The organism is Streptomyces sp. NPDC041135 (assembly GCF_055592085.1).
The window spans coordinates 336,751-354,246 of record NZ_JBVIYZ010000006.1 but is presented as its reverse complement, the minus strand read 5'-3'; the positions used below and the strand labels follow the sequence as shown (position 1 = coordinate 354,246).

Sequence of the window (17,496 nt, the reverse complement as noted above, 5' to 3'; positions counted from 1 at the left end):
CCCCTGATGACCAGTGAGGAGCGATCATGACGACATCCGCGTCCCGCGGGACGGTTCCCGGCGGCCCCGAGCCCGTGGTGCGCACCACCACCGGCGCGCTGCGCGGCCGGTGGGAGGACGGGCAGGCGGTCTTCCGCGGCATACCGTTCGCGGCGCCGCCGGTCGGCGACGCCAGGTTCCAAGCGCCGCGCCCCGCGCGCGCCTGGGACGGGACCCGCGAGGCGTACGCCTTCGGCCCGCCGCCCCCGCAGAGCGCCGGACTCACCACGCGGAGAGCCGCGGTGAGCGCGCCGGCGGACGGCGACTGGCTGACGGCCAACGTCTGGACCCCCGACCCCGACCCCGCCGCGCGCCTCCCGGTCATGGTGTGGATCTACGGCGGCGCATACAAGACGGGCCACTCCGGGCAGCCCGGTTACGACGCGCGGCGCATCGCCCGGGACGGTGACGTGGTGGTCGTCACCTTCAACTACCGGGTCGGCGTGGAGGGCTTCACCCACGTCGAGGGCGCCCCGGCCAACCGGGGCCTGCTCGACCAGGTCGCGGCCCTCGAGTGGGTGCGCTCCAACATCGCCGCGTTCGGCGGCGACCCGGATCTGGTCACGGTGTTCGGCGAGTCGGCCGGTGCGGGTTCGGTGGTCTCGCTGCTGGCGATGCCGGCCGCGCGCGGCCTCTTCCGGCGGGCGGTGGCCCAGAGCGTGCCCGGCACCTTCTTCTCCGCCGGCCTGGCCCGCGACATGGCGACGGCGCTGGCGGCACAGGCGGGCCTGCGCCCGACGGCGGCCGACCTGGCGGCGGCCCCACCCGGCCGGCTGGTCGAGGCCGGCGAGGCCCTCGGCGCGACGATGGAGCGGTACCGCGACCGGTGGGGCCCGGCGGCGCTCACGGCCACTCCCTACTCTCCGGTGGTCGACGGCGAGGTCCTGCCCACGACCCCCTGGGAGGCCCTCGCGTCCGGCGCGGCCCGCGACATCGACCTCCTGGTCGGCCACAACCTCGACGAGTTCCGCCTCTTCATGGTCCTCGGCGGCCTGCTCGGCAAGATCACCGACGAGCAGGCCGGCGCCGTCATGCGGCTGTACCTGCCGGGCGGGGAGGCGGGCGAGCGCGCCTACCGCGCGGCCTTCCCCGGGGCGACGCCGGCCGACCTCTACGAACACGTCCACACCGACTGGCTGTTCGGCATACCCTCCCTGCGCCTGGCCGAGGCCCAGGTGGCGGGCGGCGGCAGCGCGCACCTCTACCAGCTCACCTGGCCGGCGCCGGGCGGCCACCTGCTGGGCTCCTGCCACGGACTGGACATCCCGCTCCTGTTCGGCACCTTCGCCGCCGACCTGGGCCTGCTGCTGTTCGACGGTGACGTGTCCGAGGAGGCGGCGGAGCTGTCGTCCCGCTTCCGCCGGTCCTGGACCGCGTTCGCGGCCGACGGCGAGCCGGGCTGGCCCGCGTTCGACCCGGAGCGGCGGCTGACGCAGTTCCTGGACGCCGCCCCGGGGGCCGGGGTGGCGGGGTATCCCGCGGAGCGCGCCCGGCTGTGGGAGGGGTACGGCGTCCCCGTGCTGCCGCTGCTCGGCTGAGGGACCGGCCGGCGCGGGCTACAGGTTGCCCATCGGCTCGATGTCGGTCTGGACCGGGGTGCCCCAGATCCGCAGCACCTCGTAGTCGGTGAACTCGTGCACGAGGCGGTAGGCCATCGCCGGCCGGGAGCCGCGGCGCTGGGCGGCCAGGTACAGCTCGGCCTCGTGCCGGTCGCGCCGCGGGGTGCCGCACAGCTGCCACTCCCGCCCGTTCCACAGCTCCGGCAGCCAGCGCTGCTGCGGCTGGGGCCGGTCGGCCCGGACGCCGTAGCGCGAGGGGCTCGGGGCGGCGGTCTCGGCCGGCTCGCCGCGGCCCCGGCCGCTTTGGAAGCCGGAGCGCCGGGCCGCCCGGCGCCGGGTCTCGCACAGCAGGCAGAGGTCGGGGGCGCCCTTGTCGACGGGCCCGTTCGGATGTTCCGGGCACCGCGTGGTCATCACGCCGGTGGTGACGCTCTCCTCCAGCAGGTTGAGCGCGCGCCGCAGATCGGCCTTGACCTCGTGCAGCCGGGAGTCGGGGGTGTCGGTGCTGAGGGCTTCTCCGTGCTCGCCCAGCAGCCGCAGTGCGCGGCCGAGGGCGGTGAGCTGGGCGTGGTTCATGGTCGGTCGGCCTGGTCCTTCGGCTGTGCGGGCGCAGGGGGCGGTCCGGCGGTGGCCTTCGCGGGCCCGTGTCCGTCCACTGTAGGAGGGCGGCGGCCGGCCGGCACCGGCCCGCCCTCCCCGCCGCCGGTCAGCGACCGTGGTGCAGGAGGCTGCCCTCGCCGCAGGGGCGCGCGGGAGCGCTGAGCAGCGGCGGCGGGGTCACGGCCCGCAGCACCGGGTACACCGCCGGACCCTCGGCGCACGCGACCGTGTCGGTGGCGGTCCAGTGGCCGGCGTCCCGGTCGGTGGCGGTCGCGGTGGCGGCGGCCTGCGCGGGCGCCGTCAGGGCGGCGGAGGTGACGGCCAGGGCGGCCGCGGCCAGGAGCTTCTTCATCATGCCCGGGGCAACGACCGGCCGCCGGTGGGCGTCACGCCGAGGCGTCCACCCGGGCCGTCGCCGCCCGGGTGCCCGTGGCCGCCGAGGCCGAAGAGGTAGGTGGCCACGAAGCCGACGAGGTAGCCGGTCAGCAGGCCGCCCGCGTAGACGGCCGCCGTCAGCGCCGGGCCCCGGTTGCCCGCCAGCAGCGGGAACAGGGCCCAGCCCGACGGCCCGATCGCCGTCGCGCCCACCCGGTCCCCGGCCATCGCGAAGAAGCCGACGAACGCCCCGCCCGCCGCCCCGCCCGCGCAGGCCGTCAGGAAGGGCCGGCCCAGCGGCAGCGAGACGCCGTAGATCAGCGGTTCGCCCACGCCCAGCAGCCCCGCCGGGAGCGCGGACCGGATCGTCGTGCGGATCGAGGTGTCGTGGCGCAGACGGACGTAGACCGCGAGGGCCGCGCCCACCTGGCCCGCGCCCGCCATGGCCAGCAGGGGCAGCAGGACGGTGTAGCCCTGCTGCTCGATGAGGGTGGTGTGGATGGGGATCAGCGCCTGGTGCAGCCCCAGCATCACCAGCGGCAGGAACAGGCCGCCGAGGACCAGCCCCGCGAAGGCGCCGGTGGTCACCAGCAGCCGGTCGGCGGCCGTGCCGATGGCCGCGGAGACGGCACCGGCGGCGTACATCAGGCCGTACAGCGTGGCCAGCCCCGAGACCAGCACCGTCACGGTCGGCGTCAGCAGCACGTCCAGCGCCCCGGGCACCCGGCCCCGGCACCACCGCTCGACCCGCGTCGCCAGCAGCGCCGCCGCCAGCGCGCCCAGCACCCCGCCCTGCCCGGGCGCCAGGCGCACCCCGAGCACCGTCACCTGGGCCACCCCGGGGTAGACGATGACGGCGGCCACCGCGCCGCCCAGCACCGGCGTGCCGCCGAACTCCTTCGCCGTGCTGTACCCGACGAACACCGTGATCAGCGCCATGAAGCCGGAGGCGACGGCGGCCAGGGCGGGGGTCAGCCAGGGCAGCAGACCGGCGTTGACCAGCAGCCCGTTCAGGCCGGCCAGGACGCCGCAGCCGATCAGCGCCGGGATCAGCGGCACGAAGACGCCGGCGACGCGGCGCAGGGCGGTGCGCACGGGCCCGGTGTGGCGCCGCTCGCGCTCCTCGCGCAGTTCGGCGCCCCGGGAGGCGAGCCGGGCGGCCGTGCCGTCCCCGGTCAGCCGGGTCACCTCGGCGGTGACCTCCGCGACCACGCCGGGACCGAGCACCACCTGGTACGCCTCCCCGTCCGCCACCACCCCCAGCACCCCGGGCACCGCCCGCACCGCCGCCTCGTCCGCGGCCGCGGGATCGGCGAGGACGAGGCGCAGCCGGGTCATGCAGTGGGCCACGGAGACGATGTTCGCGGGGCCGCCCAGCGGGGCGAGGAGCGCGGTGGCGGTGTCGCACGGGGTAGGCACTCCCCGAGGGTGCGGGTCAGCCGCCCGCGTTCGCCAGCGCGGCGCGCAGATGGCCGCCGGACTCCTCCAGAAGGCGGGCGGCCGTCGGGCCGTCGACGCCGGCCAGGATGGCCAGGATCGCGTGTTTGACCTCGCCGCCCGTCTCGGTCAGCGCCTTCTCGATCTCGTCGTCCGCCGCGCCGGTGGCCAGCGCCACGATCCGGTGCGAGCGGGCGCGCAGCTTGGTGTTGGAGGCGCGCACGTCGACCATCAGGTTCCCGTAGGTCTTGCCCAGCCGGATCATGGTGATCGTCGACAGCATGTTCAGCACCAGCTTCTGCGCCGTGCCGGCCTTCAGACGGGTGGAGCCGGTGAGCAGTTCGGGCCCGGTGACGACCTCGATGCCGTGCTCGGCGGCGGCCGCCAGGGCGCTGTCCGCGTTGCAGGACAGGCCGACGGTCAGCGCACCCCGGGCGCGGGCGTGCCGGACGGCGCCGACGGCGTAGGGGGTGCGGCCGGAGGCGGAGACGCCGACGACGCTGTCCTCGGGGGTCAGCGCCAGCGCGTCGAGGTCCTCGCGGGCCAGTTCGGCGGAGTCCTCGGCGCCCTCGACGGAGGTGACCATCGCGCGCGGTCCGCCCGCGATCAGGCCGACGACCTGGCCGGGAGCGGTGTTGAAGGTGGGCGGGCACTCGGAGGCGTCCAGCACGCCGAGCCGTCCGGCGGTGCCGGCGCCGGCGTAGACCAGCCGGCCGCCGCGCGCCATCCGCTCGGCGACGGCGTCGATCGCGGCCGCGATGCGCGGCAGCTGCCCGGTGACCGCGGCGGGCACACCGGTGTCCTCGCCGTTCATCAGGCGGGCGATGTCGAGGGTGGACAGCCGGTCGATGCCGGCGAGTTCGGGCCGGAAGGCCTCGGTGGTCAGGGCGGCCAGCTCGGACTGGAGGGAGCGGGGGGTGGAGGTCATGAGGCAGGGCTCTTTTCGAACGCTGGTCTGTGCGGTTCCCGGCGCGCGGAACGGCGTCCCCGCGGCAGCCGGTCGTACGGTCCCTCGCCCGGCACCGGGCGGAACGGTCCCCCGCCCGGTCTAGCGGGAGGAACTGCGGTGGCGGTGGGCCAGCGCCTCGTAGGACGCGGCCAGGGCGGGCGCCGCCGACTCGTAGGTGCGCTGCGCCACCCCCACGAACAGGCAGTCCACCACGAGGAGCTGACCGGTGCGCGAGGACATCGCGGCCGGCCGCAGCTCGGACTCCCGGGCCGTGGAGGTGGTCAGCACGTGGTCGGCGTACTGGGTGACCGGTGAGTCCGGGCGCCCGGTGATCGCGACGGTGGTCGCCCCGTGCTCGAAGGCGACCCGCAGCGGCTCTATGACGTCGCCCGTGGACCCGGAGTGCGTGATGGCCAGGGCGACGTCGCCCGCGCGCAGCTGCACCGCGTTGGTCACCGCGAGGTGCGGGTCGCTGTGGGCGTGGGCTATGAGTCCTATCCGCAGCAGCTTCTGGGTGAGGTCCTGGGCGACCAGCCCGGAGGCGCCGATGCCGTACACGTCGGTGCGGCGGGCGCCGGCCAGCGCGGTGACGGCCGCGCCCAGCTGGACGGTGTCGAGCCCGGCGGCGGTGTCGGCGAGGGTCTGCTGCTCGTCGTAGGCGAGTTTCGCGACGACGTCGGCGATGGGGTCGTCCACCGCGATGTCGGTCGTGATCGCCGGCGCGCGGCCGGACTGCTGCTGGGCGGCGAGTCCGGCCAGCGCCAGGCGCAGGTCGCGGTAGCCGGGGTAGCCGAGCAGCCGGGCGGTGCGCACCACGGTGGCCTCGCTGGTGCCGGTGAGTTCCGCGAGGCCGGTGACGGTGAGGGCGGCGCAGCCCGCCGGGTCGCTCGCGACGGCCTCGGCGACGCGCTGCATGGAACGGGTCATGGAGGGAGCGAGGGTGCGCACCTTGGCCGCGAGCGCGCCCCCGAAAATTTCCTTCACGTCCTGGGTCACCTCTGAAAGATATTTTCGGCTCGGTGCCGGGGTCAAGAGTGCGCACAATGGGTGCATGGATCCCATCAGCCCCCTGGAGCAGGCCCTGCACGCCGCGCGCGCCCTGGTGCTCGCCGACCTCGTCGCCGGAGAGGTCGCCGAGGCGGACGTGGTGTCGCTGGTCGAGGACTCCGTCGTCCAGCGCCGCTGGTGGGTCCAGCAGTGGCCGGACGGCGCCGGTTTCGTCGCCGGGCTGGTCGCGCAGGACGTGCAGGACGCGCTGCTGGAGCGGTACGGCCGCTGGCCGCTGTGCCCGGTGTGCGGCTCCGGCGACCCGCACGCGCTGGACGTGGAGCCGGAACTGGGGCCCGATCCGCACTGGGTGTGCCACAAGGCGGGCGTGCGGGTCGCCGCGGTGGGGACGCTGGCGCGGGCCACGGGCCGGCCGGCGTCCTCGTGAGGCGGCCGCGATGACCGTGTACGTCGACCCGCCCAGCTGGCCCGGGCACGGCCGCATGTGGTCGCACCTGGTGAGCGACGTCTCCTACGAGGAACTGCACCTGTTCGCCGCCGCCTTGGGCATGCCCCGGCGGGCCTTCGACGGCGACCACTACGACCTCCCCTCGCACCGGTACGCGGACGCGGTGGCCGCCGGTGCGGTGGAGGTCGGCAGCCGCGAGGTGGTGCGGCTGCTGTACGGGGCCGGGCTGCGCCGGCCCAAGGGCGGGGCCGGGCGGAGAGCCGGGTCCGCGGGCGGTCCGGGCGCGGGCGGTCAGCCGCGCAGCTCGTAGGCGACCAGCGTCTCGCCGTCCTCGCCGCTGTCGGTGGGCTCGCTCACCTTGCGGAACCCGGCGCGGGTGACGACCGCCCTGGAGGCCAGGTTGTCGTGGTCGATGGTGGCGAACAGGGTCCGTACGTCGTCGCGGGCCAGCGCCCACCGCGCCAGCGCGGTCAGGGCCTCGGTGGCGTACCCCTGGCCGCGGGCGCCCTCGGCGAGGTCGTAGCCGATCTCCACGCGGCCCTCATCGTCCGGGGCGCCGTGGAAGCCCATGCCGCCCACGGCCCGGCCGTCGGAGCGCCGGACCAGGACGAAGATGCCGAACTCCGGCCGGTGCACGCCCGCTTCGTAGGCCTTGACCAGCATGCCGGCGGCCTCCCGGGTGCCCTCGAAGGGGCCGCCCGCGATCCACTCGAAGCCGCCGTCGCCGCCCAGGCGCAGATCGCGCGCGGCGGCGGGGCGGACGCCGGTGAGGGTGAGGCGTTCGGCGGGGATCACGAGGTTGTTGCGCCAGCGCCACTCGGTGACCGGGGCCCGGCCGGGCAGTTCACCGCGGCCGGTGGCCCACAGCAGCGTCGGCCAGGCCTCCGGCCCGGGCTGCACGTGCGGGAACAGCCAGGTCAGGACGGACTCGGCCAGCTCCTCGGGCGGCTCGTACGCGAGGTCCAGTCCCCGGGCGATGTCATGGGTGTGCAGCAGGATCTCGGCGATGCCCATCCCGGCGAAGCCCTCGCGGTCGGCGCTGCCGAACGGGTAGGGGTGGTAGCCGCGGGCGTCGCGCGGGGCGGTGCGGACGGCGGCGGCGAGCAGGGCGCCGGTCGCCTCGATCACGTGCAGCAGCTCCGCCTCGCCGGTGCCCTCGTCCAGGGTGATCTCGAAGGGCACGTATCCGTGCTGGGCGCGTCCGGCCAGGTTGGCGGCGTAGGCGACGCAGTCCTCGGCGATGTGGAACGCCGTGGTACGGCAGTTCCACTCCAGTCCCCCGGCCGGCACCGCCGTCCAGTCCCGGTCCACGGCCGGCCGCAGCGCCGCCACGCAGCTCGCGACGGCCTCTTCCACCTGTTCCCCACCCAGTGCGCGCATGGGCCGCACCCTAGGCGGCCCGGACGGCTCAGGTCGACAGCATTTCCAGCTCGGCCGCCAGATTGTGACGGGCCGTCACCTCCCATGTCGCCTGTCCGTGCGGGGTGCTGAACAGCCTTGGCAGGGCGAGGAGTTGGCGTAGAACGGCCGAGCGGCCCGCGCGGAAGGCGTCGTTCGGCACGAAGTGGTACTCCTCGCGGACCTGCGCGGTGTAGGCGGCGTACGCCGACGGGGGCGCGGCCAGGATCGCCAGGTCGGCGTCGCACAGCACCTGGCCGTCGCGGTCGTCGTCGGCGGGGTCGTGGGTGACGGTGAGCCGGACCAGGCGGGCCACCTCCGCGGTCCGCTCGGCGCCGACGCCCGCCTCCGTCAGCGCGCGCTCGGCGAGGCGGGCGGAGCGCTCCTCGTTCTCCGAGCGGTCGGGGAGGTAGACCGCGTCGTGGAACCAGGCCGCGAGGCGCACGGCGTCGGGGTCGCCGGCGTACTCCTCCAGCACGTCCACGTGGTCGAGGACCGCGGTCAGATGGGTGAGGGTGTGGTAGCGGCGCTGCGGCTCCTGCCAGCGGGCGAGCAGGCGGTCGGCGTAGAGCAGCGGATCGGGACCCCCGCCGGGGCCGCGGGCCGCCTCCAGGGCGCGGACGAAGCGGGGACGCAGGGCATCGGGATCGGCCATGCCCCTCATTCTCCCGCCCGCGCGGCCCCCGCACGCCGTCCGTGCGCGCCGGCCGGTGCGGATGCCGGAGGCACTGTCGCGACGCCGGGCCCTTCCGACGTACCCTGAGATTGGACTAGACCTGTAGCCGCTCCAGGGGAACACCGACGGAAGGGGTCCTATGAGCACGCGTGCAGTCCTGGAGGTGATCGCCCTCGACGCCGAGGACGCGGTCGCCGCTCAGGCCGGAGGCGCGGACCGCCTCGAACTGGTCACCGAGATGGCGGCCGACGGGCTGACCCCGTCGGCGCGGACCTTCGCCGCGATCCGGGCCGCCGTCGACATCGACCTGCGCGTGATGCTGCGGCTCGCCGACGGGTTCGCGGCCGGCGGCCCGGCCGGCGTCGACCGGCTGGTGCGGGCGGCCCGGGAGCTGCGGGGCGAGGGCGCCGACCAGTTCGTGCTCGGGTTCCTCGACCCGCACGGCGGGCTGGACCTGACGGCGGTGGAGGAGGTCGTCGCCGAGCTGGAGGGCTGCCGGTGGACCTTCCACCGGGCCATCGACCGCGCCGCCGACCGCGACGCCCTGCGCAAGCAGCTCGCCGACCTCGCGGGCCTGGACACCTACCTCACCGCCGGCTCGGCCGCCGGCGTCGACGAGGGCCTGCCCACGCTGCTCACGGAGGCGCGGCGGCGGGGCGAGCCGGGGTACGAGCCCGTCCTCCTCGTCGGCGGCGGACTGCGCCTGGACCACGTGCCGGCCCTGCGCTCCGCGGGCATCGACGGCTTCCACATCGGCGGCGCGGCCCGGCCCCGCGGCTGGGCGGGGCCGGTGTCGCGGGACGCGGTCGCCGAGTGGCGCAGGGTGCTGGACGGCGCGGTGGCCGCGTAGGGCGTGCCCTGCGCGCGTGCCCGCCCCCGCCTGGCGCCGCCCCCGGCCGCCGGGGCGGTCAGGACAGCTGGGCGGGCAGGGCGGCCGTGTGGGTCACGATCAGCCCGGAGACCGCGCGGGTGAGGCAGACGTACAGCCGCCGCAGCCCCGTCCGCTCGTCCGGCTCGCCGTCCACCACGGCCCGCGGCTCGTCGAGGACCACGTAGTCGTACTCCAGGCCCTTGGCGAGGGAGGCCGGCACCAGGGTGAGGCGCGTCCACCGGGTGGTCTCCTCGCCGGGCGCGAGATACGGCAGGCCCGCCGCCGTCAGCGCCTCGGCGAGCGCCGGGATCCGGGCGTCGGCGGCGATCAGAGCGGTCGACCCCTCGTTGCGCAGCAGCTCCTCGCAGGCGGCCACGGACTCGGCCGTCCCGGCGATCTCGCGGACGTCGAAGAACCCCGGGTTCTCGCGGACCGAGGCGACCGGGGCGAGGCCGGGCGCGATGTGCGGCAGCAGCCGGGAGGCGTAGGCGATGACGTCCGTCGGCACGCGGAACCCGGCGGTCAGCTCCTCGACCACTCCCTCGGACTTGCCCAGGTGCGCCAGCGCCTCGTCCCACCCGCGGGTCGCCCACGGGGTGGTGCCCTGCGCCAGGTCGCCGAGGACGGTGGCGCTGCCGGTGGTGCAGCGGCGGCCGACGGCCCGGTACTGCATCGGCGACAGGTCCTGCGCCTCGTCGAGCACCACGTGCCCCAGCGAGTGGGTGCGCCGCACCAGGTCGGTGGCCTCGTCGATCAGCACGGCGTCCGCGGCCGACCACGGGGCCGACTTCACGCTGCGCACCGGCTTCGCCCACCGGATCGTCTTCTGCTCGTCCTCGTCGAGGACGCCGTCGGCGTGCGCGGCGAGGAAAGCGGCGTCCGTCAGCAGCCGCAGGACCAGCTTCGCCGGGTCGACGGCCGGCCAGATCGCCTTGACCGCCGCCTTCACCGCGGTGTTGCGGGCCACCGCGTCCTGCACCCGGTCGTCCGGCGCCTCCCCGGAGCGCTCCATCTGCACCAGCACGGCGTGCGCGATGCGCTGCGGCAGGGCCTCGCGCGCGGCGCCGTAGCGGATGTCGCGGGCCAGCAACTCGCGGACGATCTCCTCCACCTCGTACGCCGGGACCCGCCAGCGGCGGGAGCCGCGCACCACCACGACCGGCTCGGTCGGCATGCTCACGTGCGCGTACAGGGCCCGCCTGAGGACCTCGGCCATGCGGGCGTCGCCCTTGACGACGGCGGCGGCCGCCTCGTCCGTGCCGCGCACCTCGACGTGGGACACCAGGTCGTCCACGGTCGCCTGCCGCACGCTCAGCTCGCCCAGCGCGGGCAGGACCTGCTCGATGTAGTGCAGGAAGGACTTGTTCGGCCCGATGACGAGGGTACCGGTGCGGGCCAGCCGCTCGCGGTGGGCGTAGAGCAGGTAGGCCACGCGGTGCAGGCCGACGGCCGTCTTCCCGGTGCCGGGGCCGCCCTGGACGCACACCGTCCCGTCGAGGCCGGAGCGGACGATCTCGTCCTGCTCGGGCTGGATGGTGGCCACGATGTCCCGCATCGGGCCCACGCGCGGGCGCTCGATCTCCTGCTGGAGCAGCTTGCTGGTGGTGGCCGTCGCCGACTCGGCCGGGTCGGAGAGGCGCTCGTCCTCGTAGGCGGTCAGGTCGCCGCCGGTGTAGCCGAAGCGGCGGCGCAGCCCGATGTCCATCGGGTCCTTCCGGGAGGCCCGGTAGAACGGCTGCGAGACCGGCGCGCGCCAGTCGATGACCATGGGGTCGCCGTCCGCGTCGTGCACGTGCCGGCGCCCGATGTAGAACCGCTCGCCCTGCGCGCCCTCGGCCCGGTCGGCCCCCGGGGCGTGCAGGTAGTCGAGCCGGCCGAAGAACAGCGGGGTGTCGCTGAGGTCGGCCAGCGCCTTGATCCGCTCGTCGATCTGGCGGGCGAGCACCTCGGCGTTGACCCAGTTCGCGGTGACGTCCTTGATGTCCAGCGACTCCACGTCCTTGCGCATGGCGCGCAGCGCGGCCCGGGAGGCGGACAGGTGGGAGCGCTCTCGGGCGAGGGGGCCGAGCGGGTCGTCGACGGGCGTGGACAAGGGGGTGCCTCCGGATCTGGGTGTGCTGCGTCTGGGTCTGCGGCGGCGGTGGCCGCGGTGCGGTCGCCGCCGCGGGGACCGGCCGGTTTCCGTCCGGGCGGTCGCACTCCCTGGGGGAGGCGGGCAAGGGCGGAGATTGTAATGAGGTGCGGGCGGTGAGGGCCAATGCTTTTCCGCGCGGCCCCCCGCCGCCGGGAGAACGGCCTTCGTTGCCGTCCGGCCGGCGGGAGGCTCTCCCCCTAGGGGAAGGCGCCGGTCGGGGGTAGGGGACGGGGTCCGTCCGGGGGTGGACGGACGGCCGCCGGATACCGACCCGCAGGCCGATGCGCGTGGTATGTCCGGTGTTCCACCATGGAGTCATGAGCGCAGCAGCCGTCAACCACATCCCTGTCCACCGTCCCCCGTCCGGCGCCACGGCCGTGACGGGCGTGACCCACCACCGCCTGGGCGACGCCGTGCGGGCCGTCCGGGTGTTCCTCAGCGCCGCCTTCAGCGTCGTCGTCCTCGGCGAGTACGGCGAGGAAGCGGGCATACGCCGCGTCTGACCCCATAAGGTCGCCCCGTGCCCCGACGGACGGCGACGCCCCGCCTGCTTCCTGCCCGCCTGCTCGCCCCCAGCCTCCTGCTCCTGTCCCTCGGTTCCTTCTCCGCCCTCTGCCTCCTGCGGCACGCCCCGATGGCCGACGCGCTGGTCTACCGCGCCGAGGGCGAGGCCGCCGCGCACGGCGGTGACCTGTACGGCTTCACGGCCACCCGGTGGCGGCTGCCGGCCACCTACCCGCCCTTCGCGGCCGCGCTGTTCGTCCCGGCGGCCTGGCCGCCCGTCCCGGTGCTGAAGGCGGCGTCCCTGGCGGGCAACGCGCTCCTGCTCGCCGTCCTCGTCGCCCTCTCCGCCCGCCTGGCGGGCCGCACCCTGTCCCCGTCCGCCCGCTGCGCCGCCACCGCGCTCGCCCTGTGGCTCGAACCGGTCTTCCAGACGGTCCTGTTCGGCCAGATCAACCTCGCCCTCGCCTGTCTGGTGCTGTGGGACCTCACCCGGCCCGCCGGGGCCCGGGCCAGGGGCGTGGCCGTCGGCCTGGCGGCCGGCGTCAAGCTCACCCCGGCCGTCTTCATCACCTACCTCCTCCTGACCGGCCGCAGGAAGGAGGCGGCGACGGCCGCGGCGACCGCCGCCGGCACCGTCCTGCTCGGGGCGCTGCTGCTGCCCGCGGCGAGCGTGGACTTCTGGACGCGCCGCCTGTACGAGACGGGCCGGGTCGGCAAGGTCTGGATCGTCGACAACCAGTCGCTCCAGGGCCTGATCGCCCGGGCGCTGGGGGACCCGGCGCCGGGACCGGCCTGGGCGCTGCCGGCGGCGGCCGTGGCGGTGGCGGGGCTGTGGGCGGCGGCCCGGGTCCGCGACGCCCGCTGGGGCGTGCTGCTGACCGCCTTCACGGGTCTGCTGGTGTGCCCGGTCAGCTGGTCCCACCACTGGGTGTGGTGCGTCCCGCTGCTGGCGGTGCTGCTGTCCGACGGCCGCCCGCTGCTCGTGGCGCTGACGGCGGCCGTGTTCACCGCGCGCACGATGTGGCTGGTCCCGCACCGGGGCGACGTGGACCTGCGGCTGCCCTGGTGGCAGCAGCCGCTCGCCTCGCCGTACGCCCTGCTGGTGCCGGTGCTGCTGTTCGCGGCGCTGGCCGGGGCCCGGTCGTCCGCCCGGGGGGACGATCAGCCGTCCGCCAGCAGTTCGTCCGCGTCCATGATCCGGTAGGCGTAGCCCTGTTCCGCCAGGAAGCGCTGCCGGTGGGCGGCGAAGTCCTGGTCGATGGTGTCGCGGGCGACGACCGAGTAGAAGTGGGCCTGGTGGCCGTCGGCCTTGGGGCGCAGCACGCGGCCCAGGCGCTGGGCCTCCTCCTGCCGGGAGCCGAACGTGCCGGACACCTGGATGGCGACCGTGGCCTCCGGCAGGTCGATGGAGAAGTTGGCGACCTTGGAGACCACCAGCACGCTGATCTCGCCCTGCCGGAAGGACTCGAACAGCTTCTCGCGCTGGGCGTTGGAGGTCTCGCCCTTGATGACCGGCGCGCCCAGGTGCTCGCCCAGTTCGTCGAGCTGGTCGATGTACTGGCCGATGACGAGGATCTGCTGCCCGGCGAACCGGCGGACGATCGCCTCCGTGACCTTCCGCTTGGTCGCGGTGGTGGCGCAGAAGCGGTACTTCTCCTCGGCTTCGGCGGTGGCGTACGCCAGCCGTTCGGTGTCGGTGAGGTTGACGCGGACCTCGACGCAGTCGGCGGGCGCGATGTAGCCCTGCGCCTCGATCTCCTTCCAGGGCGCGTCGAACCGCTTGGGCCCGATGAGGGAGAACACGTCCGACTCCCGTCCGTCCTCGCGCACCAGCGTGGCGGTCAGACCCAGCCGGCGCCGCGCCTGGAGGTCGGCGGTGAACTTGAAGACGGGCGCGGGCAGCAGGTGCACCTCGTCGTAGACGATGAGGCCCCAGTCCCGGGAGTCGAAGAGTTCCAGGTGCGGGTAGACGCCCTTGCGACGGGTCGTCAGGACCTGGTAGGTCGCGATGGTGACCGGGCGGATCTCCTTGCGCGTCCCGCTGTACTCGCCGATCTCCTCCTCGGTCAGCGAGGTCCGCTTGACCAGCTCGTGCTTCCACTGCCGGGCCGAGACGGTGTTGGTGACCAGGATGAGAGTCGTCGACTTCGCCTGGGCCATCGACCCGGCCCCGACCAGCGTCTTCCCGGCGCCGCAGGGCAGCACGACCACTCCGCTGCCGCCGTGCCAGAAGTTCTCCACCGCCTGCTTCTGGTAGGGCCGCAGCGCCCAGCCGTCCTCGGCCAGCTCGATCGGGTGCGCCTCGCCGTCCACGTAGCCGGCGAGGTCCTCGGCGGGCCAGCCCAGCTTCAGCAGCGTCTGCTTGATCTGCCCGCGCTCGGAGGGGTGCACGGCGACGGTGTCCGGGTCGAGCCGGGTGCCGACCAGCGGGATGATCCGCTTGGACTTCAGGACCTCCTCCAGCACCGGCCGGTCGGTGGTGGTGAGCACCAGCCCGTGCGCCGGGTGCTTGCTGAGCGTCAGCCGCCCGTAGCGGTCCATCGTCTCGGCGACGTCGACGAGCAGCGCGTGCGGCACCGGGTAGCGGCTGAACTCCACGAGCGCGTCCACGACCTGCTCGGCGTCGTGCCCGGCCGCCCGGGCGTTCCACAGGCCCAGCGGGGTCACCCGGTAGGTGTGGATGTGCTCCGGCGCCCGCTCCAGCTCGGCGAACGGCGCGATGGCCCGGCGGCAGTCGTCGGCCCGCTCGTGGTCGACCTCCAGGAGCAGCGTCTTGTCGGACTGGACGATGAGTGGACCATTCACGCGCGGCCCCCTTTCCCTGTGGCCATGTTCCCCGCGCCCATGGCAGCGGCCAAACGTCCAGTGTGCCATTTCCGGCGGTGATCAGGGCCGGCCGCGGCCGGCCGGCCCGGGTGGGCCCGCCGGGGCCGGCGGTCAGGGCTGCTCGTCCGCCAGCTCCGCGACCCCCGTCACCCGGTGCAGCGGGTAGGTGCGCACCTCGTCGGCGGTGTGGTCGTAGGCGGTGACGAAGCCGCCCTCGACGCGGACCGGGGCGATGACGCGCTGGCTGGCGGCGCCCTCGGCGTTGACGTAGCCGATCCACACGGCCTCACCGGTCAGGACGGCGGCCTGCATGGTGGCGAGCGTCTCGGCGGGGGAGGTGCGGGGCAGCTCGCCGCCGGGCAGCGGGGCACCGGTCGTCCGGCGCGGTGTGGTCGCCGCCAGGTCACCCGCCCGGATCGCCCGGATCGCGGCCCCCAGCAGCGTGGCGTCGGGCGGCGGCGGCCCGTCCGGGACCGGCTCCGGGGCGGTGCGCGGCGGGGAGCGGTGGGCGTGCGCCCGGGTGATCAGCACGTCGCCCTCGGCGGACTCGGCGGCGGGCGCGTACCCCATCGAGCGCAGCCCCTCCAGCAGCGCGCCCGGGTCCGCCTGGGCCGCCAGCACGGTCGGGGCCAGCCGGCGCAGCCGCAGACCCGCCGACCGCTTGTCCGCCAGGATCTCGTTCAGCAGGGTGTCGTCGTCGCAGCGGACGTACGCCGAGGCCGCGCCCACGCGCAGCCGGCCGTGTCTGCGGGCCACGTCGTCGATCAGGTAGGCGAGCGGCTGCGGGACCGGGGTGCGGGAGTGGGCGGTGAGGAAGTCGTGCAGGTCGGAGGCGCTGCGGCCGGCGTCCAGGGCGCGGCGCACCGAGCCCGGGGTGAAGCGGTAGACGGTCGCCCCGCCCTTGGACTCGACGTCCGCGAGCACCCCGAGGACCTCGGCGAGCGGGCGTTGCAGCGGGCCGGGGGCGACCGCGGTGAGGTCGGCCTGGAGCAGGACGTGGTCCAGCGGCTCGGGCAGCAGCGGCGCGAGCAGCCGCACCGCGGCGGCGGTGGCGACACCCTGCTCGGACCCGCTCAGCGGCTCCAGCGGCGCGGCGGGCCGGTGGTGCACGGGCAGCTTGTCCCCGGGCCCGGCGGGCTCGGCCGCGGGCCCCGCCGGGGCCGGGGCGCCCAGCAGCGCCCGCCCGTGCCCGGACAGCGCCCCGCGCCCGGTCACGCCCAGCAGTTCCGCCTCCGACAGGGTCCACAGGGCGAGGCGGGAGCGCAGGTCGTCCTCGGGCCGGCCGCGCTGCGCACCGCGCAGCGGGCGCTCCCAGCCCAGCCGGGCCAGTACGGAGTCGGCGGCCGGGGCGGCGCCCTCGGGGAGCTGGGCCAGCAGGCTCAGGACGCGGTGGCGCACCTCGGGGGCGGCGGAGCGGTCCAGGCCGGGGCCGAGCGCGGACAGCGTGCGGTCCTTGCCGTCGCGTCCGCCGATCACCCCCGGCGTGCGGGTGGCCGTCAGCCAGGCCCGGGCCAGCCGTCCCCAGCGCTCGGCGGGCGGCCGCTCCAGCCACTCGTCGTAGGCGGGGGTGGCGGCGTAGCGCTCGTCGGCCTCGCCGTCGGAGGCGATCAGCCCGGCGGTGTAGGCCAGCTCCACCCAGAAGGCGGCCACCGGCTCCGCCACGTCGAGGGCGACGGCGGTCCGCTTCAGGTCCCGCTGGCTCAGCCCGCCGGCCCGCAGGACGGCCGGACCCCCCTCGTCCCAGTCCTTCAGCAGCTCCTCGATGGTGTCCAGCGCGGTGTAGGCCTGCCCGGCGGCGGTGGCGTCCACCACCTGTGGACGGTGCGTGGCGGCCGGTTCGACGGCGGGCGGCACCGGCTCGGCCGCGCGGTGCGCGCGGCCCCGCCGCAGGTGCAGCGCGACCTCCCGGGGCAGCACCACCGTGCCCGGCGCGGTCGGCAGCAGCAGGCCCCGGTCGAGCAGCCAGCGCAGATGGGCCGCCGGATCGGCGGTCACCTGCCCGTACGGCGGCCCCCACACCAGCCGCGACAGCACCTCAAGGGATTCGGCGGGCGCGGTGTCCAGCAGGGCCGTCATGCGCGCGCGGTCGCCGAAGAGGGCGCTCAGCGCGGCGACTGCGGAGACGGAGTCGTGCGTCGACGGCAGTCCGGCCGCGCCGACGATCTCCTGGATGCGCCCCGGCGACATGCCCGCGGTCGCCTCCCGCACGCTCGGGCCGAGCCCGGTCGGGGACGGGTGCTGCGGCCCGGGCGCGAGCACCTCGCGGGCCGTGCGCACCAGCCTGAGCCGGTCGTCGTCGCCCCAGACCAGCGCCTGTTCGCGCAGGGTGCCCAGGGCCCGGGGGAGCGCGGCGGCGACGGCCGGATCGCCCGCGTCGCCCGCCATCAGACCGAGCAGGTCGCCGTAGGACGCCGGGTCGGGGGCCACGGCCAGCGCCTCGGCCGTCTGGAGGGCGAACCGGTCCAGCCGCTCCAGGGCGCGCAGCACCGAGGCGCGGGTCCCGGCGCGGGTGGCGAGCTGGGTGAGGTCGGTGGGGACGGGCGTGATGAGGTCCGGGCGGGCGCGCAGCAGCGCGGCCAGGGAGGTGTCGTCCCTCGCGCGCAGCGCCTCCGCGAGGGAACGCGGGGCCGCGGGCTTCTCCTCGGTGCTCATCCGGCCAACGGTACCGGCTG

At 75.7% G+C, this 17,496-nt stretch carries 16 protein-coding genes; 6 read left to right on the top strand and 10 right to left on the bottom strand.

Annotated features, from left to right (window positions below; all coding sequences use genetic code 11):
* The first annotated feature begins 26 nt into the window (after window positions 1-26).
* On the top strand, window positions 27-1,577 hold the full coding sequence (locus ACZ6CZ_RS17355; protein WP_469021293.1) for a carboxylesterase/lipase family protein: 1,551 nt from the start codon (window positions 27-29) through the stop codon (window positions 1,575-1,577).
* A gap of 18 nt (window positions 1,578-1,595) precedes the next feature.
* On the opposite strand, the gene ACZ6CZ_RS17350 is transcribed toward ACZ6CZ_RS17355, so the two are convergent.
* The 5 genes from ACZ6CZ_RS17350 to ACZ6CZ_RS17330 all read right to left on the bottom strand — a co-directional run bounded on the left by ACZ6CZ_RS17350 (window position 1,596) and on the right by ACZ6CZ_RS17330 (window position 5,955).
* Complete coding sequence (locus tag ACZ6CZ_RS17350) at window positions 1,596-2,174, bottom strand: hypothetical protein (RefSeq protein WP_469021288.1); 579 nt, start codon at window positions 2,172-2,174, stop codon at window positions 1,596-1,598.
* A 130-nt stretch (window positions 2,175-2,304) separates the two neighbouring features.
* Window positions 2,305-2,553, bottom strand: coding sequence for a hypothetical protein (locus ACZ6CZ_RS17345; protein WP_469021286.1), 249 nt, complete (start codon window positions 2,551-2,553; stop codon window positions 2,305-2,307).
* Entirely contained in the window at window positions 2,550-3,992 is a 1,443-nt protein-coding gene (locus tag ACZ6CZ_RS17340) for a PTS transporter subunit EIIC (protein WP_469021283.1), read from the bottom strand. The genes ACZ6CZ_RS17345 and ACZ6CZ_RS17340 overlap by 4 nt, the downstream gene beginning before the upstream one ends.
* 16 nt (window positions 3,993-4,008) lie before the next feature.
* Window positions 4,009-4,938: an N-acetylmuramic acid 6-phosphate etherase gene (murQ, locus tag ACZ6CZ_RS17335; protein ID WP_469021279.1), complete on the bottom strand. Its 930-nt coding sequence runs from the start codon at window positions 4,936-4,938 to the stop codon at window positions 4,009-4,011.
* Window positions 4,939-5,058: 120 nt separating this feature from the next.
* A complete protein-coding gene (locus ACZ6CZ_RS17330; protein WP_469021277.1) occupies window positions 5,059-5,955 on the bottom strand; it encodes a MurR/RpiR family transcriptional regulator in 897 nt (298 codons plus the stop codon).
* Between the two features lie 55 nt (window positions 5,956-6,010).
* Here ACZ6CZ_RS17330 and ACZ6CZ_RS17325 point away from each other — a divergent pair, with 55 nt between their 5' ends.
* Both ACZ6CZ_RS17325 and ACZ6CZ_RS17320 read left to right on the top strand, forming a co-directional pair.
* Window positions 6,011-6,394 carry a hypothetical protein gene (locus tag ACZ6CZ_RS17325; protein ID WP_469021275.1) on the top strand — a complete coding sequence of 128 codons (384 nt, stop codon included), beginning with the start codon at window positions 6,011-6,013 and terminating at the stop codon, window positions 6,392-6,394.
* 10 nt (window positions 6,395-6,404) lie between these two features.
* Window positions 6,405-6,725: a DUF4031 domain-containing protein gene (locus tag ACZ6CZ_RS17320; RefSeq protein WP_469021272.1), complete on the top strand. Its 321-nt coding sequence runs from the start codon at window positions 6,405-6,407 to the stop codon at window positions 6,723-6,725.
* On the opposite strand, the gene ACZ6CZ_RS17315 is transcribed toward ACZ6CZ_RS17320, so the two are convergent.
* Entirely contained in the window at window positions 6,707-7,795 is a 1,089-nt protein-coding gene (locus tag ACZ6CZ_RS17315; RefSeq protein WP_469021269.1) for a GNAT family N-acetyltransferase, read from the bottom strand. The genes ACZ6CZ_RS17320 and ACZ6CZ_RS17315 overlap by 19 nt on opposite strands.
* A 28-nt stretch (window positions 7,796-7,823) precedes the next feature.
* Window positions 7,824-8,468 carry an HD domain-containing protein gene (locus ACZ6CZ_RS17310; RefSeq protein ID WP_469021266.1) on the bottom strand — a complete coding sequence of 215 codons (645 nt, stop codon included), beginning with the start codon at window positions 8,466-8,468 and terminating at the stop codon, window positions 7,824-7,826.
* A 160-nt stretch (window positions 8,469-8,628) separates the two neighbouring features.
* On the opposite strand from ACZ6CZ_RS17310, the gene ACZ6CZ_RS17305 reads away from it, so the two are divergent.
* Window positions 8,629-9,339 (top strand): copper homeostasis protein CutC, encoded by a 711-nt coding sequence (locus tag ACZ6CZ_RS17305; RefSeq protein WP_469021264.1) that lies wholly within the window; start codon window positions 8,629-8,631, stop codon window positions 9,337-9,339.
* Window positions 9,340-9,397: 58 nt separating this feature from the next.
* On the opposite strand, the gene ACZ6CZ_RS17300 is transcribed toward ACZ6CZ_RS17305, so the two are convergent.
* Window positions 9,398-11,452 carry a HelD family protein gene (locus tag ACZ6CZ_RS17300; RefSeq protein ID WP_469021261.1) on the bottom strand — a complete coding sequence of 685 codons (2,055 nt, stop codon included), beginning with the start codon at window positions 11,450-11,452 and terminating at the stop codon, window positions 9,398-9,400.
* Between the two features lie 359 nt (window positions 11,453-11,811).
* Here ACZ6CZ_RS17300 and ACZ6CZ_RS17295 point away from each other — a divergent pair, with 359 nt between their 5' ends.
* Entirely contained in the window at window positions 11,812-11,997 is a 186-nt protein-coding gene (locus ACZ6CZ_RS17295; RefSeq protein WP_469021258.1) for a hypothetical protein, read from the top strand.
* Window positions 11,998-12,128: 131 nt separating this feature from the next.
* Window positions 12,129-13,202, top strand: a complete 1,074-nt coding sequence (locus ACZ6CZ_RS17290; protein WP_469021656.1) for a glycosyltransferase 87 family protein — start codon at window positions 12,129-12,131, stop codon at window positions 13,200-13,202.
* Here the strand turns inward: ACZ6CZ_RS17290 and ACZ6CZ_RS17285 are convergent.
* A complete protein-coding gene (locus ACZ6CZ_RS17285) occupies window positions 13,160-14,803 on the bottom strand; it encodes a DNA repair helicase XPB (RefSeq protein WP_469021255.1) in 1,644 nt (547 codons plus the stop codon). The two genes, ACZ6CZ_RS17290 and ACZ6CZ_RS17285, sit on opposite strands and share 43 nt — an antisense overlap.
* Before the next feature lie 132 nt (window positions 14,804-14,935).
* Window positions 14,936-17,476, bottom strand: coding sequence for a helicase-associated domain-containing protein (locus ACZ6CZ_RS17280; protein ID WP_469021252.1), 2,541 nt, complete (start codon window positions 17,474-17,476; stop codon window positions 14,936-14,938).
* Window positions 17,477-17,496 lie beyond the last annotated feature (20 nt).

What these genes read in the sequence shown, in the direction of transcription:
- ACZ6CZ_RS17295 (WP_469021258.1), top strand. Translation starts at nt 11,812, where the DNA reads ATGAGCGCAGCAGCCGTCAACCACATCCCTGTCCACCGTCCCCCGTCC.
- ACZ6CZ_RS17310 (WP_469021266.1), bottom strand. Translation starts at nt 8,468, where the DNA reads ATGGCCGATCCCGATGCCCTGCGTCCCCGCTTCGTCCGCGCCCTGGAG.
- ACZ6CZ_RS17315 (WP_469021269.1), bottom strand. Translation starts at nt 7,795, where the DNA reads ATGCGCGCACTGGGTGGGGAACAGGTGGAAGAGGCCGTCGCGAGCTGC.
- ACZ6CZ_RS17325 (WP_469021275.1), top strand. Translation starts at nt 6,011, where the DNA reads ATGGATCCCATCAGCCCCCTGGAGCAGGCCCTGCACGCCGCGCGCGCC.
- ACZ6CZ_RS17305 (WP_469021264.1), top strand. Translation starts at nt 8,629, where the DNA reads ATGAGCACGCGTGCAGTCCTGGAGGTGATCGCCCTCGACGCCGAGGAC.
- ACZ6CZ_RS17290 (WP_469021656.1), top strand. Translation starts at nt 12,129, where the DNA reads ATGGCCGACGCGCTGGTCTACCGCGCCGAGGGCGAGGCCGCCGCGCAC.
- ACZ6CZ_RS17280 (WP_469021252.1), bottom strand. Translation starts at nt 17,476, where the DNA reads ATGAGCACCGAGGAGAAGCCCGCGGCCCCGCGTTCCCTCGCGGAGGCG.
- ACZ6CZ_RS17350 (WP_469021288.1), bottom strand. Translation starts at nt 2,174, where the DNA reads ATGAACCACGCCCAGCTCACCGCCCTCGGCCGCGCACTGCGGCTGCTG.
- ACZ6CZ_RS17345 (WP_469021286.1), bottom strand. Translation starts at nt 2,553, where the DNA reads ATGATGAAGAAGCTCCTGGCCGCGGCCGCCCTGGCCGTCACCTCCGCC.
- ACZ6CZ_RS17355 (WP_469021293.1), top strand. Translation starts at nt 27, where the DNA reads ATGACGACATCCGCGTCCCGCGGGACGGTTCCCGGCGGCCCCGAGCCC.
- ACZ6CZ_RS17320 (WP_469021272.1), top strand. Translation starts at nt 6,405, where the DNA reads ATGACCGTGTACGTCGACCCGCCCAGCTGGCCCGGGCACGGCCGCATG.
- murQ (WP_469021279.1), bottom strand. Translation starts at nt 4,938, where the DNA reads ATGACCTCCACCCCCCGCTCCCTCCAGTCCGAGCTGGCCGCCCTGACC.